The sequence below is a fragment of the Brucella pituitosa genome (assembly GCF_965577835.1).
Taxonomy (GTDB): Bacteria; Pseudomonadota; Alphaproteobacteria; order Rhizobiales; family Rhizobiaceae; genus Brucella; species Brucella pituitosa.
Window position 1 is genome coordinate 1,470,817 of the sequence record NZ_OZ264092.1, and the last position, 15,127, is coordinate 1,485,943.

Here is a 15,127-nt window from a genome sequence, read left to right on the forward strand (position 1 = left end):
GCGCTCTAAATTCTGGATAGGAAATACTGGATGTCACAGGCACCCAAGATTGCTGTGGTTGAAGACGAAGAAGCCCTGAGCGTACTCTTGCGTTACAATCTGGAAGCAGAAGGTTATCAGGTCGATGCGATGCTGCGCGGCGATGAAGCCGAAATCACGCTTCGCGAAAACGTACCGGATCTGCTTATTCTGGACTGGATGCTTCCTGGTGTATCGGGGATCGAACTTTGCCGTCGTCTGCGTCAATGGCCGGAAACCGAGCGTCTGCCGATCATCATGCTGACTGCGCGTGGCGAAGAAAGCGAACGTGTCCGTGGCCTGAGTGTGGGTGCTGACGATTATGTCGTAAAGCCCTTCTCGACACCGGAACTGCTTGCGCGGGTGAAAGCCATGCTGCGCCGTGCCAATCCCAGCGTTCTCTCGCATGTGCTCAAGGTTGGGGATCTGGTGCTCGACCGTCAGCAGCACCGTGTCTATCGCAAGGAAAAGGAAGTCCGCCTCGGACCCACAGAATTCCGCTTGCTTGAATATTTCATGATGTCACCGGGCCGTGTCTTCTCCCGCAGCCAGTTGCTCGATGGTGTCTGGGGCCCGGATATCTATGTCGACGACCGCACGGTCGACGTGCATGTCGGACGTTTGCGCAAGGCGATCAATGTCGGGCGCGCACTCGATCCAATTCGCACGGTGCGTGGCGCAGGCTACTCATTCGGGTGATCAAATCTCGACTTGCAGAACGTCTCAGAAGCGGTCCGTTACTGAAAATGTGACGGGCCGTTTTGCATGAAGGGAGCGAACGATGCGACTCAGCATTCGGACTCGCGATTCGGTGATGTTGCCCAAATCTGTACCAAAAACGGTCAATATCACGCGATGTTACATCAATCGTGACAAAGTTGAATAAGCCTTGAAATCGGCGTCAAAAACAGCATCTGAAAAGTCAAAAAAGATGGCTGCGTAAAATCTTGAAACATCAGTGAAATAAGGCAGCGATGTGGCCTGTATTTCAGCAAATTGAATCGCGTTAAATCAATAACTTATAAGATTTGCTAAATCACGTTAAGGATTTGTTAATAAATTTAAGGGGTTTGTGGGGAAAATTCAACTTTGGATTCGGGTTCGATTGGCCACCGTTTTGGTGGCTTTGTCATTTTAGGAATTTGACCGTTCGCCTTTTTTTGGCCTAAAAATTCCAAAACCTTGAATGCAATGAGTGACAGCAGAACGTTTATTATTTGATTTTCGTTCTATTTGGCTGGAGCGCCGGGTGTCTCAATTGGATGCACAAAGGCTGCTCTGTTAGTTCAAATCTGCTGCATAGTTTTATGCAGTGGCACCACAGCCAGGTTTCAAACGCCTTTTGCGGGGCGGAGGCCGGGTTGGATCAATTAAGGGTCCTAACGATGAGACTGAGCCGTTGACGCGCGCTGCTAAGTGGAAACTGCCCGTTATCCTCGGGCTCCTGGTTGCTCCATTTGTGGTGACAGGTTGCACGACGACCGGAGGCACAGCCAAGACCAAATCCGATAAGACGGCGGCGGTCAGCCACGTCAAGTCGGTCAATGGCGTTAAGACTTTCACCTATACCGCCAGAGACCGTGAATGTCTTGAACGTGCGATGTTCTTTGAATCGAACCGTTCAAGCCCCGATGGCCTGATGGCTGTCGGTACTGTTGTCATGAACCGTCTCGCATCCGGCAGCTATCCGGATACGATCTGTGGTGTTGTGGGCCAGAAGAACCAGTTTGCGCCGGGCGTTCTGAGCCGCAAGATGAATTCCAGGGCAATGCCAGATGTTCAGGCAGCGGCTGATTCCATTCTCAAGGGCAAGCGTCACCCTTCCTTGAAGAACTCCATGTTCTTCCACACAGCTGGCCTGAAGTTCCCATACCGCAACATGCATTACGTGCTGGTTGCGGGTGGAAACTCTTTCTACGAAAAGCGTGGTCGTGATGGCGAGCTGGAGAATCCGGTTCCACAGACTCCGTACAATCTGGCCTATGCTTCCACACCACAGGCACCATCCATGCCAGAAGGTCCGTTCTACAACGTAACTGATCAGCAGGATGCCACTGTTCCACAGGCACAGCCAACAGTGCAGGTTGCGTTGGCTGAAGCAGCAAAGACGACTGAAACTCAGCAGAATGGCGGCGTGGGTCCGCAGGCCCGTGGTGACCGTCTGGCGACGCTTCCTGTGAAGCCTGCTGAAAAGCCGGCGCTGACGCAGGTGGCGAGCTACCAGCCAACATTTGATGAAACGGCTCCAGCGGTGGAAAACGTATCTCTCGGCTACACAGCCGATAAGAAGCATGTTGATGCAATCGGTGCGATGCTTCTGTCGCAGGAGCGTCCGGAATCTCCGCTTTAAAAGTGACTTTGCTAGACAAAAAAAGCGCCCCGAAAGGGCGCTTTTTTATTGCTCGACCTGATTATCACTTGGCCTGTCTGTTACCTGGCCTGAACTGGCACTGGTCGATAAACCGGTTGATAGATGACCATCGGTGTGTCGTAGAAATCGGCACGGTTCTGCCAGGCGCGGCGATCTGCTCTGCGGTCGAGATCAAGCTGCAACAGGCAGTTGGAAAATGCATCGGATTTTTGTTTGAAACCATAGCTGCGGCAGGTTTGTTCATCTGCGGCGCGGCGCTGTTCCGGAGTCATGGTTTGACAACCTGCAAGCAGGCCCGCCAGACCAAGGATAATAAGCACGCTCTTCTTCATAGCCGTTGCTCTCGTTACATAAAAATTTCTATCGACCGCTCCATTAATATAACGCAGTGGCAGGAAAAAGCGTGGTGAAATTAAGTCATCTGATAGACTGCAACTGATTCTTTCAAACACGAGGCTTGCAGCCATATGGCACATGACAATAACGCTCCCGTCATCGATCCGGTAAAACTCGAACGTCTGGCTGAAGTGGCTGTACGCGTCGGGCTGCAATTGCGTGAAGGCCAGGATCTTGTCATCACTGCACCTGTCGTTGCTCTGCCACTGGTGCGCCTGATCGCCAAACACGCCTATAGAGCTGGCGCAGGCGTTGTGACGCCGTTCTTCTCTGATGATGCGATTGCGCTGGCGCGCTATGAAAATGCGTCCGATGAGAGTTTTGATCGTGCGGCTGGCTGGCTCTATGAAGGCATGGCCAAGGCCTATGCGAATGGCGCGGCGCGCCTTGCGATTGCGGCGGACAATCCGATGCTGCTGTCCTCGCAGGACCCGTCCAAGGTTTCGCGCGCCAATCGCGCCAATTCCAAAGCCTATCAGCCAGCACTCGAAAAGATTGCCGGTTTCGACATCAACTGGAATATCATTTCCTATCCGAACCCGGAATGGGCGAAGCTGATGTTCCCGGATGATGCGCAAGACGTTGCGACTCGTAAGCTTGCCAACGCGATTTTTGCTGCATCGCGTGTCGATGTGGACGATCCGGTTGGTGCATGGGCAGCGCATAATGCAGCATTGCGCACCCGCACACGTTTCCTGAACAGCAAGGCTTACAGCGCTCTGCATTTCAAGGGACCGGGCACCGATCTGACGGTGGGTCTTGCCGATGGCCACGAATGGCATGGCGGTGCATCGACTGCCAAGAACGGCATTACCTGCAACCCGAATATTCCAACCGAAGAAGTCTTCACCACGCCGCATGCGCTGCGCGTCGACGGCCATATATCGAGCACCAAGCCGCTGTCGCATCAGGGAACGCTGATCGACAATATTTCCGTGCGCTTTGAAGGCGGACGCATTGTCGAGGCCAAGGCGAGCCGTGGTGAGGAAGTGCTCAACAAGGTGCTGGATACGGATGAAGGCGCACGTCGTCTGGGCGAAGTGGCGCTGGTTCCGCATTCCTCGCCAATCTCGCAAAGTGGTCTGCTGTTCTACAACACGCTGTTTGATGAAAATGCTGCAAGCCACATTGCGCTTGGCCAGTGCTATTCGAAATGCTTTATCGATGGCGCGAAGCTCACGCCTGAACAAATTGCAACGCAGGGCGGCAATTCAAGCCTCATTCACATCGACTGGATGATCGGTTCCGACAAGATTGATGTCGACGGCGTCAATGCGGATGGTAGCCGCGAGCCTGTCATGCGTGGCGGCGAATGGGCCAGCTGACTGTAATGGAATGCAAAAAGGCCGGGAATTTCCCGGCCTTTTTCATTGATGATTGGTCAGAGCGCCAAAATCAGTTCTTTTCCTGAACGTGGGCTTCCAGGAACCATAAGGCCTTATCGAGACTGCGCGATGCGGCGGTGAAAATATCCGCCGTATTGTCGTCGCCAGAGTCGTCCGCATCCTTGATCGACTTGCGCACGAGGTTGGCCACATCGCCATAGCGTTCGATCAGCGCTGCAAGATGATCGTGAACGGCGTAAATATCCGTCGGATAGGCTTTGAGCTTCGAATCCTTGGCCACAACCTGCGTCGTGCCATAGGCGGTGCCGCCCAGCTGCACAGCGCGCTCTGCTATCGTATCAACTTGCTCATCGAGGTCGGTACGAAATGTATCGAGCATTTCATGCACGGCGATGAATTGCGGCCCCTTGAGATTCCAGTGCGCCTGCTTGGTGATGAGGGCAAGATCAATGGTCGCTGCGAGATTTTCATTCAGCAACGCTATCATCGTGGTCTTGGTATTGGAGGGAAGATCGTTGCGGGTTGCATGCATCGACTTCTTGGACATTTTATCCTCATATCCTTTGCACGATCCGGCTGTGTATCAGCGATTGGGACATCGCTGAGGGAAAACAGATTTGTTTCTCTGAAACCGGCCCCGCCAGATCTCAATATAAGACCGATCTCCGGATACGGTAATTGATATCCGCCCCGCATCCAGCATAAAAACGCTTCAAGAGGAGTTTGGTTCCCGAAAAAGCATTTCCAGTAAAAGTGCGAAGCGGTTTTACGTTGGACAATGCGTAAAGCCAGACATTTGAAGCGCGCAGCGCTTCAAAGAAATTGTAAATTTTAGCCGTTTTATGTGTTTTGCTTGTCGTGGGACGATTTCTGATTTACCCGATGGCTCATGAAGATACTTGCCCTCGATACCGCCTCGTCCTGGTGTGCCGCCGCAGTTTATGATTCCGGCAGTGGTGCCGTTCTTGCTGAAGTCAGCGAGGATATCGGAAAAGGTCATGCAGAAGTCCTGATGGACTATATCGAGCGCACAATGGCACAATCCGGAATTGCCATGTCCGAACTCGATCGCGTGGCGGTTAATGTCGGCCCCGGTTCCTTTACCGGCGTGCGTATTGGCGTGTCGGCAGCACGCGGTTTTGCACTGGCACTTGACCGTCCGGCGATTGGTGTCAGTGCATTTGATGCACTTGCATCGGAGGTCGCGACAAGTCATCCCGGGCAACCTGCTCTGATTCTGCTTGAAGCGCATCGTGGCGAGATTTACGCACAGGTCTTTGGCGCTGACGGAGAAGCCACAACTGGCCCGATGGTGCTGGCGCGGGAGGAAGCGCTGGCGCTTATTCAGCAGCAATCCTCCGGCACAATTCTGGCTGGTTCTGCTGCAACAGCGCTCAGCGAAACGCTTGCAGGCGCTTTCAGCGTTGCGCATGTCGAGCCAACGGGCCACATCGGCACCTATGCAAAGCTTGCAGTCTTGCGTGAGCCGGGTGAAGCGCCGAAGCCGCTTTATATGCGCGGACCGGATGTGAAGCCGCAGACCGGCTTTGCGCTGCCGCGTAAGACAAGCGGAGAATAGCGTCATGATGAGCTTTGTGCTTGGACGCTTTGGACGCAGACCTGTCTCAATTGAAGCGCTTGGTGCGCAGGACAGCGGGGAAATCCAGCGTATTCATGCACTCGCCTTTCATCATGGCTGGAGCTCGGACGATTTCCGTTCGCTGATCGCGCAAGAGACGGTTTTCGGCTTTGTGGCGCGGCCGGAAGGCAAGCCCGGTAAGGCATGTGGCTTTGTGCTGGCGCGACTGGTTGCGGGTGAGGCGGAAATTCTCACAATTGCCGTTTCTGATGAGGTGCGCAAGCAGGGTGTCGGGCGCTCGCTGATGGATGCAGTGCTGCGTTATCTCTATCAGGAGCGCGCTGATACGCTGTTTCTGGAAGTCGATGAAAACAATGTGGCTGCACTGGCCCTTTATCGTCGCATGGGTTTCAATAAGGTCGGCGACAGGCCTGCTTACTATGAAACCTCCAGTGGTCGTTCATCTGCTTTCATTTTGCGGCGCGATCTGGTGAGGCCGCAATGATTGGTGCGATCCGCATCATTCTGGTCGTAGCGGCGATGGTGGCGCTCAGCCTGTCGCTCATACCGGTGCAATATGTGTTTCTGAAACTGAAAAACACATGGAAGCGTCGGTTGCCCAATTTCTTTCATCGTGTCATCGCGCGACTGTTTGGTTTTCGGATCACGATTGTTGGAGAGATGCCGGAAGGACGACCGCTGCTGCTGGTCTCCAATCACACTTCATGGAGTGACATAATCGTTTTGTCGGCCACTGGTCAGGTGTCGTTCATTGCAAAATCTGAAGTCAGAAGCTGGCCGGTTTTTGGCTTCTTTGCCGTTCTCCAGCGCACAGTCTTTGTCGAGCGTGAACGCCGCGGCAAGACCGGCGAGCAGACCTCCGACATCGCCAAGCGTCTGGCTGACGGCGATGCCATGGTGCTGTTTCCCGAAGGCACGACTTCCGATGGCAATCGTGTGCTGCCGTTCAAGACAGCGCTTTTTGGAGCTGCCCATGCAGCGATCCGTGAGGCGGGTGTGCCGGAAGTGATCGTGCAGCCGGTGGCGATTGCCTATACCGGCGTCCACGGCATGGCGATGGGACGCTATCACCGCCCGATTGCTTCATGGCCCGGCGATGTTCAGCTGATGCCGCATCTCAAAGGCATTTTACGCGAGGGGGCTATCGACGTCGAAGTGCGCTTTGGCGAGCCGGTTGTCGTGACGGCTGAAACCGATCGCAAGGCGCTTGCCCGCACGATGGAAAACCGGGTGAGGGCGCTGTTGCAGAGCTCGCTTCTTGGACGCGAAGTCCTGGAAGACTGAGAGCGTAAGTTTGTCGCCTTCCAAAGTGGCGATAAAAACTGTAGATAGCCGCGCATGAGCGAAAATATGACCGATATCAAGACAAACACGGATGGCAGCAACACACGTAAGGTTTTTGTGAAGACCTATGGCTGCCAGATGAACGTCTATGACAGCCAGCGCATGGCGGACAGCCTTGCGGCTGAAGGTTATGTCGCAACTGACACGCCTGATGATGCCGATCTGGTTCTGCTCAACACCTGCCATATCCGTGAAAAGGCATCGGAAAAGCTTTATTCAGCGCTGGGTCGCCTGCGCAAGATGCAGGATAAACGTGGACCGAACGGCAAGGAATTGACCATTGGTGTTGCCGGTTGTGTGGCACAGGCCGAAGGTCAGGAAATCCTGCGTCGTGCGCCGAATGTCGATCTGGTTATCGGACCGCAGACCTATCACCGCCTGCCTAATGCGCTGGCGCGTGTACGTAACGGCGAAAAGGTCGTCGAAACCGAATATGCCATCGAAGACAAGTTTGAGCATCTGCCTGCGCCAAAGCGCGAAGAAACACGCAAGCGTGGCGTTTCTGCGTTCCTCACCGTTCAGGAAGGTTGCGACAAGTTCTGCACCTTCTGCGTGGTGCCTTATACGCGCGGCTCGGAAATCTCGCGCAGCGTTGCGCAGATTGTTGCGGAAGCCGAACGTCTTGCCGATAGCGGTGTACGCGAGCTGACGCTTCTGGGGCAGAACGTCAATGCGTGGCATGGTGTGGGCGATGATGGCCGCGAGTGGGGTCTTGGCGAACTTCTGTTCCGCCTTGCACGTATTCCCGGTGTGGCGCGTCTGCGTTATACGACCAGCCATCCGCGCGACATGGACGATACGCTGATTGCAGCGCACCGCGATCTTCGTCAGCTGATGCCTTATCTGCATCTTCCTGTTCAAGCCGGTTCGGATCGCATTCTCAAAGCCATGAACCGTCGCCACAAGGCGGATGAATATATTCGCCTTGTTGAACGTATTCGCGAAGTGCGCCCGGATATGGCGCTTTCGGGCGATTTCATTGTCGGCTTCCCCGGCGAAACGGATCAGGATTTTGAAGATACGATGCGGCTGGTGCGTGAAGTGCATTACGCGCAGGCCTATTCATTCAAATATTCCCCACGTCCCGGAACGCCGGGTGCCGATCTGCCCGATCATGTGGAAGAAACAGTCAAGGACGAGCGCCTGCAACGCCTTCAGGCGCTGCTGAACGAGCAGCAATACGCCTTTCAGGATTCGCTTGTTGGTCGTGAAATGGATGTGCTTCTGGAAAAGAAGGGCCGTTTCGAGCGCCAGATGGTTGGGCGTTCGCCGTGGCTTCTGCCAGCCATTATCGACGACAATGACGATCAGGTCGGCGAGATCATCCGCGTAAAAATTACGGGGACTGGCACAAATAGTCTTATTGCGCAAAAGCTTGTCTAAGCGCATGATGTCATTCAGGCAGTAGTCGCGGTGAGTAGCCTTTGACCGAACGTTCTGCTGGTACTGCGATTGCAATGCGTGAACCTTAGGGAGATGCGGTTGAGCGCTACGGAAAAGTTAAAGCCTGCCAAGCCAACCATTCAAACGCAAACAAACACAATTTCAAGTTCGGTTACACGTCCGGCTACAGGGGCTGCGACCGGGGCCTCCGACATGGCCCATATCGTCCTCACCTTCGATAATAATCGTCTTGCCAGTGCGCTTTACGGCCAGTTCGATGAGAATCTGGCCCGTATCGAGCAGAAGCTTGGTGTTGATGTTCGTTCCAAGGGCAACGAGCTTTCCATCCGTGGAGACGCGACAGCCACAGAACAGGCGCGCCGTACCCTCGATCAGCTTTATGAATATCTGCAAAAGGGCCATGAGCTGACGACGTCGGATGTGGATGGTGCCATGCGCATTGCCATTGCTGCGGATGATCAGCTGACGTTGCCGACGCTTGAAAACAAGGGAAAGATGTCGGCTGCGCAGATATCGACACGCAAGAAGACGATTTTTGCCCGTACGCCGGTGCAGGACGCCTATATGCGTGCTCTCGACCGGTCGGAGCTGGTTTTCGGTGTTGGGCCCGCTGGTACGGGCAAGACCTATCTGGCCGTCGCCCATGCCGCCATGCTTCTGGAACGTGGTCTTGTGGAACGCATTATCCTGTCGCGCCCGGCTGTTGAAGCCGGTGAGCGTCTGGGCTTTCTGCCAGGCGATATGAAGGAAAAGGTCGATCCTTATCTTCGTCCGCTTTATGACGCGCTTTACGATATGATGCCTGCCGAAAAGGTCGAGCGTGCCATTACTGCCGGTGTCATTGAAATTGCGCCGCTCGCTTTCATGCGTGGTCGCACGCTGGCGCATTCTGCGGTCATTCTCGATGAAGCGCAGAACACGACGTCGATGCAGATGAAGATGTTCCTGACACGTCTTGGTGAAGGCTCGCGCATGATGGTCAATGGCGACCCAAGCCAGATCGATCTTCCACCCGGCCAGAAGTCCGGTCTCGTTGAGGCGCTTCGCGTTCTCGAAGGCGTGGATTCGGTTGTTAAAGTGCGCTTTACCGAGAAAGACGTGGTTCGTCATCCTCTGGTGGCAGCAATTGTCGGTGCTTACGACAATGATGCCAAAAAACATGCACGATCAGAATAATTGAAAATTATTCTTGTATTCGCGTGAGACAATGACGATCTAAAAATATTCCGTCCGCTTTTGAGCGGACGGCATTTTTTAACAACTGGAAGGATAGAGCGGTTGCTTCATCGCAAGCCGCGGAATAAGTGTCAGACAACACGATCCAAATCGATATCATGATCGAAGCCGGCAACTGGCCGGACGAAACAGTCCTTGAAGGGCTTGTACAACGCTCCGTAGAGGCGGCCTGGGATAATCTCCGGCTTGAACCTGCTGAGAGCGAATTGAGTCTGGTTTTTACCGATGATGCTTCCATCCGGAAGATCAACGCCGAGTGGCGTAACAAGGACAAGCCAACCAATGTTCTGTCTTTTCCTGCTTACCCTGTAAAGGCTGGCGAGCAGCCTGGGCCAATGCTTGGTGACATCATCATTGCACGGGAAACGGTTGAGCGCGAAGCTCTTGAAGAAGGCAAACCGCTCGAAAATCATCTCTCCCATCTGGTTGTGCATGGATTTTTGCACCTTTTGGGTTACGATCATGAGACGGAAGATGAGGCCGAGGAGATGGAACGCCGTGAGCGTGAAATCCTTCATGCTCTTGCCATCCCCGACCCTTATGCTGTATCCGATTTAAACGTTGAAACAGATTGATCATGGCTGACCAAAGCAATTCCTCGTCCGCAGGCGATAGCCGAAGCGACACACAAGATTCTGAAGGGCAAAGTACGCAGCGGTCGCAGGCGACCGAAAAGCGTTCCCTTCTGTCGAACATTTTTCCTTTCATGCGTTCGCGCCAGTCGTCTTCCTTGCGTGAAGATCTGGCCGATGCAATTTCCAGCACCGCAAGTGAGCAGGACTCAGTTTTTTCGCCTGAAGAAAAGGCGATGCTGCACAATATCCTGCGTCTGCGTGAAATCCGCGTCGAAGATGTGATGATCCCGCGTGCCGATGTGGTGGCGGTTGAAATTTCCACACCGCTTTGGGAAGCGCTGGAGCTGTTTGAAAGTTCCGGCCATTCGCGTATGCCGGTCTATGCCGAAACGCTGGATGATCCTCGTGGTATGATCCATATCCGCGATGTGCTCAATTATATCACCAAGCAGGCACGTCAGAAGACGACCCGTCGTACGACGGCGCGCAAGACCGCCGAGGCAAGCGCTGCCAAGTTCGACATGGGACGTATTGATCTCACCAAGACGATTGGTGAGCTTAATCTGATGCGCAAGGTGTTGTTCGTGCCACCGTCGATGATGGCGAGCGGTCTGATGGCGCGCATGCAGGCATCCCATATTCAGATGGCGCTGGTCATTGATGAATATGGCGGCACCGATGGACTGGCGTCGCTCGAAGACATTGTTGAAATGGTCGTCGGTGACATCGAAGACGAACATGACGATGAAGAAATCATGATCGCTGAAGAGGCTGATGGCGTGTTCGTCGTCGATGCCCGTGCAGATCTTGATGAATTGGCTCAGAAGATCGGCCCTTCATTTGAAGTGGGTGAGCATGGCGAGGACGTCGACACGGTCGGCGGTCTGATCTTCTCCGTTCTGGGACGTATTCCATTGCGCGGCGAAGTCGTGCAGGCGGTTCAGGGCTATGAGTTCCATGTGCTCGAAGTCGATCCGCGTCGCGTAAAGCGTGTTCGGATCGTGCCTCTTTCTGAAGCGGACCGTCGCAGGCAGCAGCGTTCCGTGAGCCCTGCGAAATCGGAGGACGGATCCGAGGTCATGACTGAAACAACGGAAACGTCCAAAGAGGCTTGATGATAGAGAGGCTTGCGGGGAAGATCTCTTCTTTGAGCGGTTGGCGTCGTGCGCTGACCGCTTTTCTCAGTGGCGCTGTTGCGACGCTGACCCAGCCGCCATTCGATATTTTCATTGCGGGCTTCATCGCCTTTCCACTGCTGGTCTGGCTTATTGATGGTGCCATCCCCGATAAAGACAAAGGCCCTATCCGGCGTTTTTTCCCGGCAGGTTTAATCGGCTGGTGGTTCGGCTTCGGTTATTTCGTGTCCGGCCTCTGGTGGATCGGCACGGCGCTTCTTGTCGATGCGCAACAATTTGCCTGGGCCATACCGCTCGCAGTTCTTGGGCTTCCGGCATTTCTTGCGATTTTTTATGGGTTGGCTGCCATGGTCGCCCGGCTGTTCTGGTCGGACGGTATCGGGCGTATTTTTGCGATAGCGCTGGGCTTTGGTTTTACCGAATGGCTGCGCACATTCGTTTTCACGGGCTTTCCGTGGAATGCACTCGGCTATGCCGCAATGCCTACGCCGATGATGATGCAATCGGTGGAAGTCATCGGTCTTGTCGGGATGAGCGCGCTTGCGGCACTGGTTTTTTCGGCACCTGCGCTGTTGAGCGGCGGGCGTTTGGCAAAGAGCGGCATCCTCCTGGCAGGTTTGCTGATCACAGCCCATATCGGCTTTGGCGCCTGGACGCTGTCGAATGCGCCAGCTCTCGATGCTGATCGGACAACTCTGTCGATCCGCATTGTCCAGCCTTCGATTTCGCAAAGCCTGAAATGGGACAACAACGAACGCCGTGCGATCTTCGACAAGTTCATTGCCATGACGCAACAGGCGCCAGTGGAGGGCAAACCAAAGCCTGACGTGGTGATCTGGCCTGAAACGGCAGTGCCTTATATCCTGTCATCGACGCCCGAGGCGCTCACGCGGATCGGCGAGGTGATTGGCGATGATCAGGTGCTGCTCACCGGTGCAGTGCGCGAAGAACTCGTTCCCCGGCGCGACCCGCGTTATTACAACTCGATCCTCACAATCAGCGGTCAGGGTCGGATCACTGATTATACCGATAAGGTGCATCTTGTGCCCTTCGGCGAATATCTGCCCTTTGAAGGTATCTTGCGCAGTCTCGGGCTTCAGGAAGTGGTGGAGATGCCGGGTGGCTTTACCGCCGCCAAGAGGCGTCACGCGATCAATGTAATGGAAGGGCAGACCTTCCTGCCGCTGATCTGCTACGAAGCAATTTTCCCGGATGAACTGTCCTATACGGGCCGCAAAGTGACATCGATTGTCAACGTTACCAATGATGCATGGTATGGCGATACGCCGGGGCCGTATCAGCATTTCCGACAGGCGCAGGTGCGATCCGTCGAGCAGGGCCTGCCATTGGTTCGTGCAGCTAATAATGGAATTTCGGCTGTCGTTGATGCCTATGGTCGAATCATCGAGGAATTGCCACTCGATGCTGTCGGTGTAATTGATGCTTATTTGCCTGAAGAGCGTGTCCCATTTTGGGGCAGTGCACCCGGCGGCAAACAGACTCTTTCACTCCTATTAACCCTACTCGCCGTATGCGTGTGGTTCAGGGTGTCTTTCCGACGGCGTTTTCATTGACACGGCAATTTTGTTAAGCTGTTATACTCGCGCTGTGACGGTTTCTTTCGCAAACCAGTCTGACTACCTCCCACAATGTATTTTATCCCTGTTCAGATGAACAGGCCATGAATGAAAGCTCGCGGTTGCGAGGAGTGAAAGCCGTATGATTGAGAATAAGAAGAAACCCAACCCTATTGATGTGCATGTGGGCAGCCGCATTCGCCTTCGCCGCAACATGCTGGGTCTCAGTCAGGAAAAATTAGGCGAAAGCCTCGGCATCACATTTCAGCAGATCCAGAAATACGAAAAAGGCACCAATCGCGTCGGTGCCAGCCGTCTTCAGGCGATTTCTTCCATTCTCACGGTTCCTGTATCTTTCTTTTTTGAAGATGCGCCCGGTTCAAACCCAACATCGCAGGCAGGCTTTGCCGAGGATAATGAAGCGACTTACGTTGTCGACTTTCTGAACTCGAATGAAGGTGTGCAGCTTACCCGGGCCTTCACCAAAATTGCGGATCCGAAAGTGCGCCGCAAGATCATCGATCTGGTAAAGTCGCTCGCCGCAGAAGGCGAATAAGGCTTCAAGCATGTCTCCCGGAAGTGGAAACCGGTTTTGGGACACATGTTTTAAGAACATTCAAAAGCGCGTCGTGTGAATGAAATTCAACGCGATGCGCTCTGATTGGTTCACAAAAGCGTAAGCCGGATGGTTTTTTTCCAGCAACGCTGTGTCGCAACAAGAATATACATTGACGGTTCAATCCCAACTTCGCTAACACAATGATGTGCCCGGAACCTGTTTATCGCTCCGGGCGCTACTGTGTTTCCATAACGGACATTCGCTCCGTTGGATTTTCAAGAGGGGTTACCCGTGTCGCGCAGTTCTTATCTCTTCACCAGCGAATCGGTGTCCGAAGGTCATCCGGACAAGGTTTGCGACCGCATTTCCGATGAAATCGTAGACATGATTTACAAGGAGGCGCGCCGTACGGGCGTTGACCCCTGGACTGTCCGTGTTGCGTGCGAAACGCTCGCCACCACCAATCGTGTGGTTATTGCCGGCGAAGTGCGTGTGCCTGAGACTTTCCTGAAGAAGAATAAGGACGGCTCTGTCGCTCACGACAAGGCTGGCCATCCGCTGATCAATCCTTCCCGTTTCCGTTCGGCCGCCCGTAAAGCGATCCGCGAAATCGGTTATGAACAGGACGGTTTCAACTGGCGCACAGCCAAGATCGATGTGCTTCTGCACCCACAATCCGCCGACATCGCACAGGGCGTGGACAATGCAGCCGACCGTCAGGGCGAAGAAGGCGCAGGCGATCAGGGCATCATGTTCGGCTATGCCTGCCGTGAAACCCCGGATCTTATGCCAGCTCCGATCTATTATTCGCACAAGATTCTCGAAAAGCTTGCAGAAGCCCGTCACAAGGGCGAAGGCGATCCGGGCAAGCTCGGGCCTGATGCCAAGAGCCAGGTCACTGTGCGCTACGAAAACGGTAAGGCTGCTGAAGTAACCCAGATCGTTCTTTCCACACAGCATCTCGATGCAAGCTGGGATTCCAAGAAGGTCCGTTCGGTTGTCGAGCCATATATCCGCGAAGCGCTTGGCGATCTTCCAATTGCCGCAAACTGCAACTGGTACATCAATCCAACTGGCAAGTTCGTCATTGGTGGACCGGATGGTGACGCGGGCCTGACGGGTCGCAAGATCATCGTGGATACCTATGGTGGTGCCGCTCCGCATGGTGGTGGCGCATTCTCCGGCAAGGATACGACCAAGGTTGACCGTTCAGCAGCTTATGCTGCGCGTTATCTCGCCAAGAATGTCGTTGCTGCCAATCTTGCTGATCGCTGCACGATCCAGCTTTCCTACGCCATTGGCGTTGCCCAGCCGCTTTCGGTTTATGTCGATTTGCATGGCACCGGCAAGGTGGATGAATCGGCGGTCGAGGAAGCGTTGCGCAAGGTCATGGACCTGTCGCCAAGTGGCATCCGCAAGCATCTTGATCTTAACAAGCCTATCTATGCCAAGACTTCGTCTTACGGTCACTTTGGCCGCAAGCCAGGTCGTGACGGTTCCTTCTCCTGGGAGAAGACCGATCTCACCAAGGCATTGAAGAGCGCCCTTTCAGCTTGATAGACCTA

General features: G+C 54.2%; 15 protein-coding genes. 13 read left to right on the forward strand and 2 right to left on the reverse strand.

Annotated features, from left to right (window positions below):
• The first annotated feature begins 30 nt into the window (after positions 1-30).
• Together phoB and ACSME1_RS07105 are read left to right on the forward strand one after the other, a co-directional pair.
• Positions 31-717, forward strand: coding sequence for a phosphate regulon transcriptional regulator PhoB (phoB, locus tag ACSME1_RS07100; protein WP_024898358.1), 687 nt, complete (start codon positions 31-33; stop codon positions 715-717).
• A gap of 700 nt (positions 718-1,417) precedes the next feature.
• Entirely contained in the window at positions 1,418-2,368 is a 951-nt protein-coding gene (locus ACSME1_RS07105; protein ID WP_024898357.1) for a cell wall hydrolase, read from the forward strand.
• 80 nt (positions 2,369-2,448) lie between these two features.
• On the opposite strand, the gene ACSME1_RS07110 is transcribed toward ACSME1_RS07105, so the two are convergent.
• Positions 2,449-2,721, reverse strand: coding sequence for a hypothetical protein (locus ACSME1_RS07110; RefSeq protein WP_024898356.1), 273 nt, complete (start codon positions 2,719-2,721; stop codon positions 2,449-2,451).
• Between the two features lie 135 nt (positions 2,722-2,856).
• Here ACSME1_RS07110 and ACSME1_RS07115 point away from each other — a divergent pair, with 135 nt between their 5' ends.
• Positions 2,857-4,110, forward strand: coding sequence for an aminopeptidase (locus tag ACSME1_RS07115; protein ID WP_024898355.1), 1,254 nt, complete (start codon positions 2,857-2,859; stop codon positions 4,108-4,110).
• A gap of 70 nt (positions 4,111-4,180) precedes the next feature.
• Here the strand turns inward: ACSME1_RS07115 and dps are convergent, their stop codons facing one another.
• Positions 4,181-4,678 (reverse strand): DNA starvation/stationary phase protection protein Dps, encoded by a 498-nt coding sequence (dps, locus tag ACSME1_RS07120; protein ID WP_024898354.1) that lies wholly within the window; start codon positions 4,676-4,678, stop codon positions 4,181-4,183.
• A 342-nt stretch (positions 4,679-5,020) separates the two neighbouring features.
• Here dps and tsaB point away from each other — a divergent pair, with 342 nt between their 5' ends.
• From tsaB to metK, 10 genes are all read left to right on the forward strand, one after another.
• Complete coding sequence (gene tsaB / locus ACSME1_RS07125) at positions 5,021-5,710, forward strand: tRNA (adenosine(37)-N6)-threonylcarbamoyltransferase complex dimerization subunit type 1 TsaB (protein ID WP_024898353.1); 690 nt, start codon at positions 5,021-5,023, stop codon at positions 5,708-5,710.
• A gap of 4 nt (positions 5,711-5,714) precedes the next feature.
• Positions 5,715-6,215 carry a ribosomal protein S18-alanine N-acetyltransferase gene (rimI, locus tag ACSME1_RS07130; RefSeq protein ID WP_024898352.1) on the forward strand — a complete coding sequence of 167 codons (501 nt, stop codon included), beginning with the start codon at positions 5,715-5,717 and terminating at the stop codon, positions 6,213-6,215.
• Complete coding sequence (locus tag ACSME1_RS07135) at positions 6,212-7,015, forward strand: lysophospholipid acyltransferase family protein (RefSeq protein ID WP_024898351.1); 804 nt, start codon at positions 6,212-6,214, stop codon at positions 7,013-7,015. Before rimI ends, ACSME1_RS07135 begins: the two co-directional genes overlap by 4 nt.
• Positions 7,016-7,069: 54 nt before the next feature.
• The gene (miaB, locus tag ACSME1_RS07140) at positions 7,070-8,458 is read left to right on the forward strand and encodes a tRNA (N6-isopentenyl adenosine(37)-C2)-methylthiotransferase MiaB (protein ID WP_024898350.1); all 1,389 of its coding nucleotides are present in this window, start codon (positions 7,070-7,072) and stop codon (positions 8,456-8,458) included.
• A 99-nt stretch (positions 8,459-8,557) separates the two neighbouring features.
• A complete protein-coding gene (locus ACSME1_RS07145) occupies positions 8,558-9,655 on the forward strand; it encodes a PhoH family protein (RefSeq protein ID WP_024898349.1) in 1,098 nt (365 codons plus the stop codon).
• A 128-nt stretch (positions 9,656-9,783) separates the two neighbouring features.
• Positions 9,784-10,290 (forward strand): rRNA maturation RNase YbeY, encoded by a 507-nt coding sequence (gene ybeY, locus ACSME1_RS07150; RefSeq protein ID WP_036567504.1) that lies wholly within the window; start codon positions 9,784-9,786, stop codon positions 10,288-10,290.
• A 2-nt stretch (positions 10,291-10,292) separates the two neighbouring features.
• On the forward strand, positions 10,293-11,405 hold the full coding sequence (locus tag ACSME1_RS07155; RefSeq protein ID WP_024898347.1) for a hemolysin family protein: 1,113 nt from the start codon (positions 10,293-10,295) through the stop codon (positions 11,403-11,405).
• On the forward strand, positions 11,405-13,000 hold the full coding sequence (gene lnt / locus ACSME1_RS07160) for an apolipoprotein N-acyltransferase (RefSeq protein WP_024898346.1): 1,596 nt from the start codon (positions 11,405-11,407) through the stop codon (positions 12,998-13,000). Before ACSME1_RS07155 ends, lnt begins: the two co-directional genes overlap by 1 nt.
• Positions 13,001-13,145: 145 nt before the next feature.
• Entirely contained in the window at positions 13,146-13,559 is a 414-nt protein-coding gene (locus tag ACSME1_RS07165) for a helix-turn-helix domain-containing protein (protein WP_024898345.1), read from the forward strand.
• A gap of 294 nt (positions 13,560-13,853) precedes the next feature.
• Positions 13,854-15,119: a methionine adenosyltransferase gene (gene metK / locus ACSME1_RS07170; protein WP_024898344.1), complete on the forward strand. Its 1,266-nt coding sequence runs from the start codon at positions 13,854-13,856 to the stop codon at positions 15,117-15,119.
• Positions 15,120-15,127 lie beyond the last annotated feature (8 nt).

Excerpts from the sequence above, each read along its gene's own strand:
- tsaB (WP_024898353.1), top strand. The coding sequence starts at position 5,021 with ATGAAGATACTTGCCCTCGATACCGCCTCGTCCTGGTGTGCCGCCGCA.
- ACSME1_RS07110 (WP_024898356.1), bottom strand. The coding sequence starts at position 2,721 with ATGAAGAAGAGCGTGCTTATTATCCTTGGTCTGGCGGGCCTGCTTGCA.
- phoB (WP_024898358.1), top strand. The coding sequence starts at position 31 with ATGTCACAGGCACCCAAGATTGCTGTGGTTGAAGACGAAGAAGCCCTG.
- ACSME1_RS07155 (WP_024898347.1), top strand. The coding sequence starts at position 10,293 with ATGGCTGACCAAAGCAATTCCTCGTCCGCAGGCGATAGCCGAAGCGAC.
- lnt (WP_024898346.1), top strand. The coding sequence starts at position 11,405 with ATGATAGAGAGGCTTGCGGGGAAGATCTCTTCTTTGAGCGGTTGGCGT.
- ACSME1_RS07115 (WP_024898355.1), top strand. The coding sequence starts at position 2,857 with ATGGCACATGACAATAACGCTCCCGTCATCGATCCGGTAAAACTCGAA.
- dps (WP_024898354.1), bottom strand. The coding sequence starts at position 4,678 with ATGTCCAAGAAGTCGATGCATGCAACCCGCAACGATCTTCCCTCCAAT.
- rimI (WP_024898352.1), top strand. The coding sequence starts at position 5,715 with ATGATGAGCTTTGTGCTTGGACGCTTTGGACGCAGACCTGTCTCAATT.
- miaB (WP_024898350.1), top strand. The coding sequence starts at position 7,070 with ATGAGCGAAAATATGACCGATATCAAGACAAACACGGATGGCAGCAAC.
- ACSME1_RS07135 (WP_024898351.1), top strand. The coding sequence starts at position 6,212 with ATGATTGGTGCGATCCGCATCATTCTGGTCGTAGCGGCGATGGTGGCG.
- ACSME1_RS07165 (WP_024898345.1), top strand. The coding sequence starts at position 13,146 with ATGATTGAGAATAAGAAGAAACCCAACCCTATTGATGTGCATGTGGGC.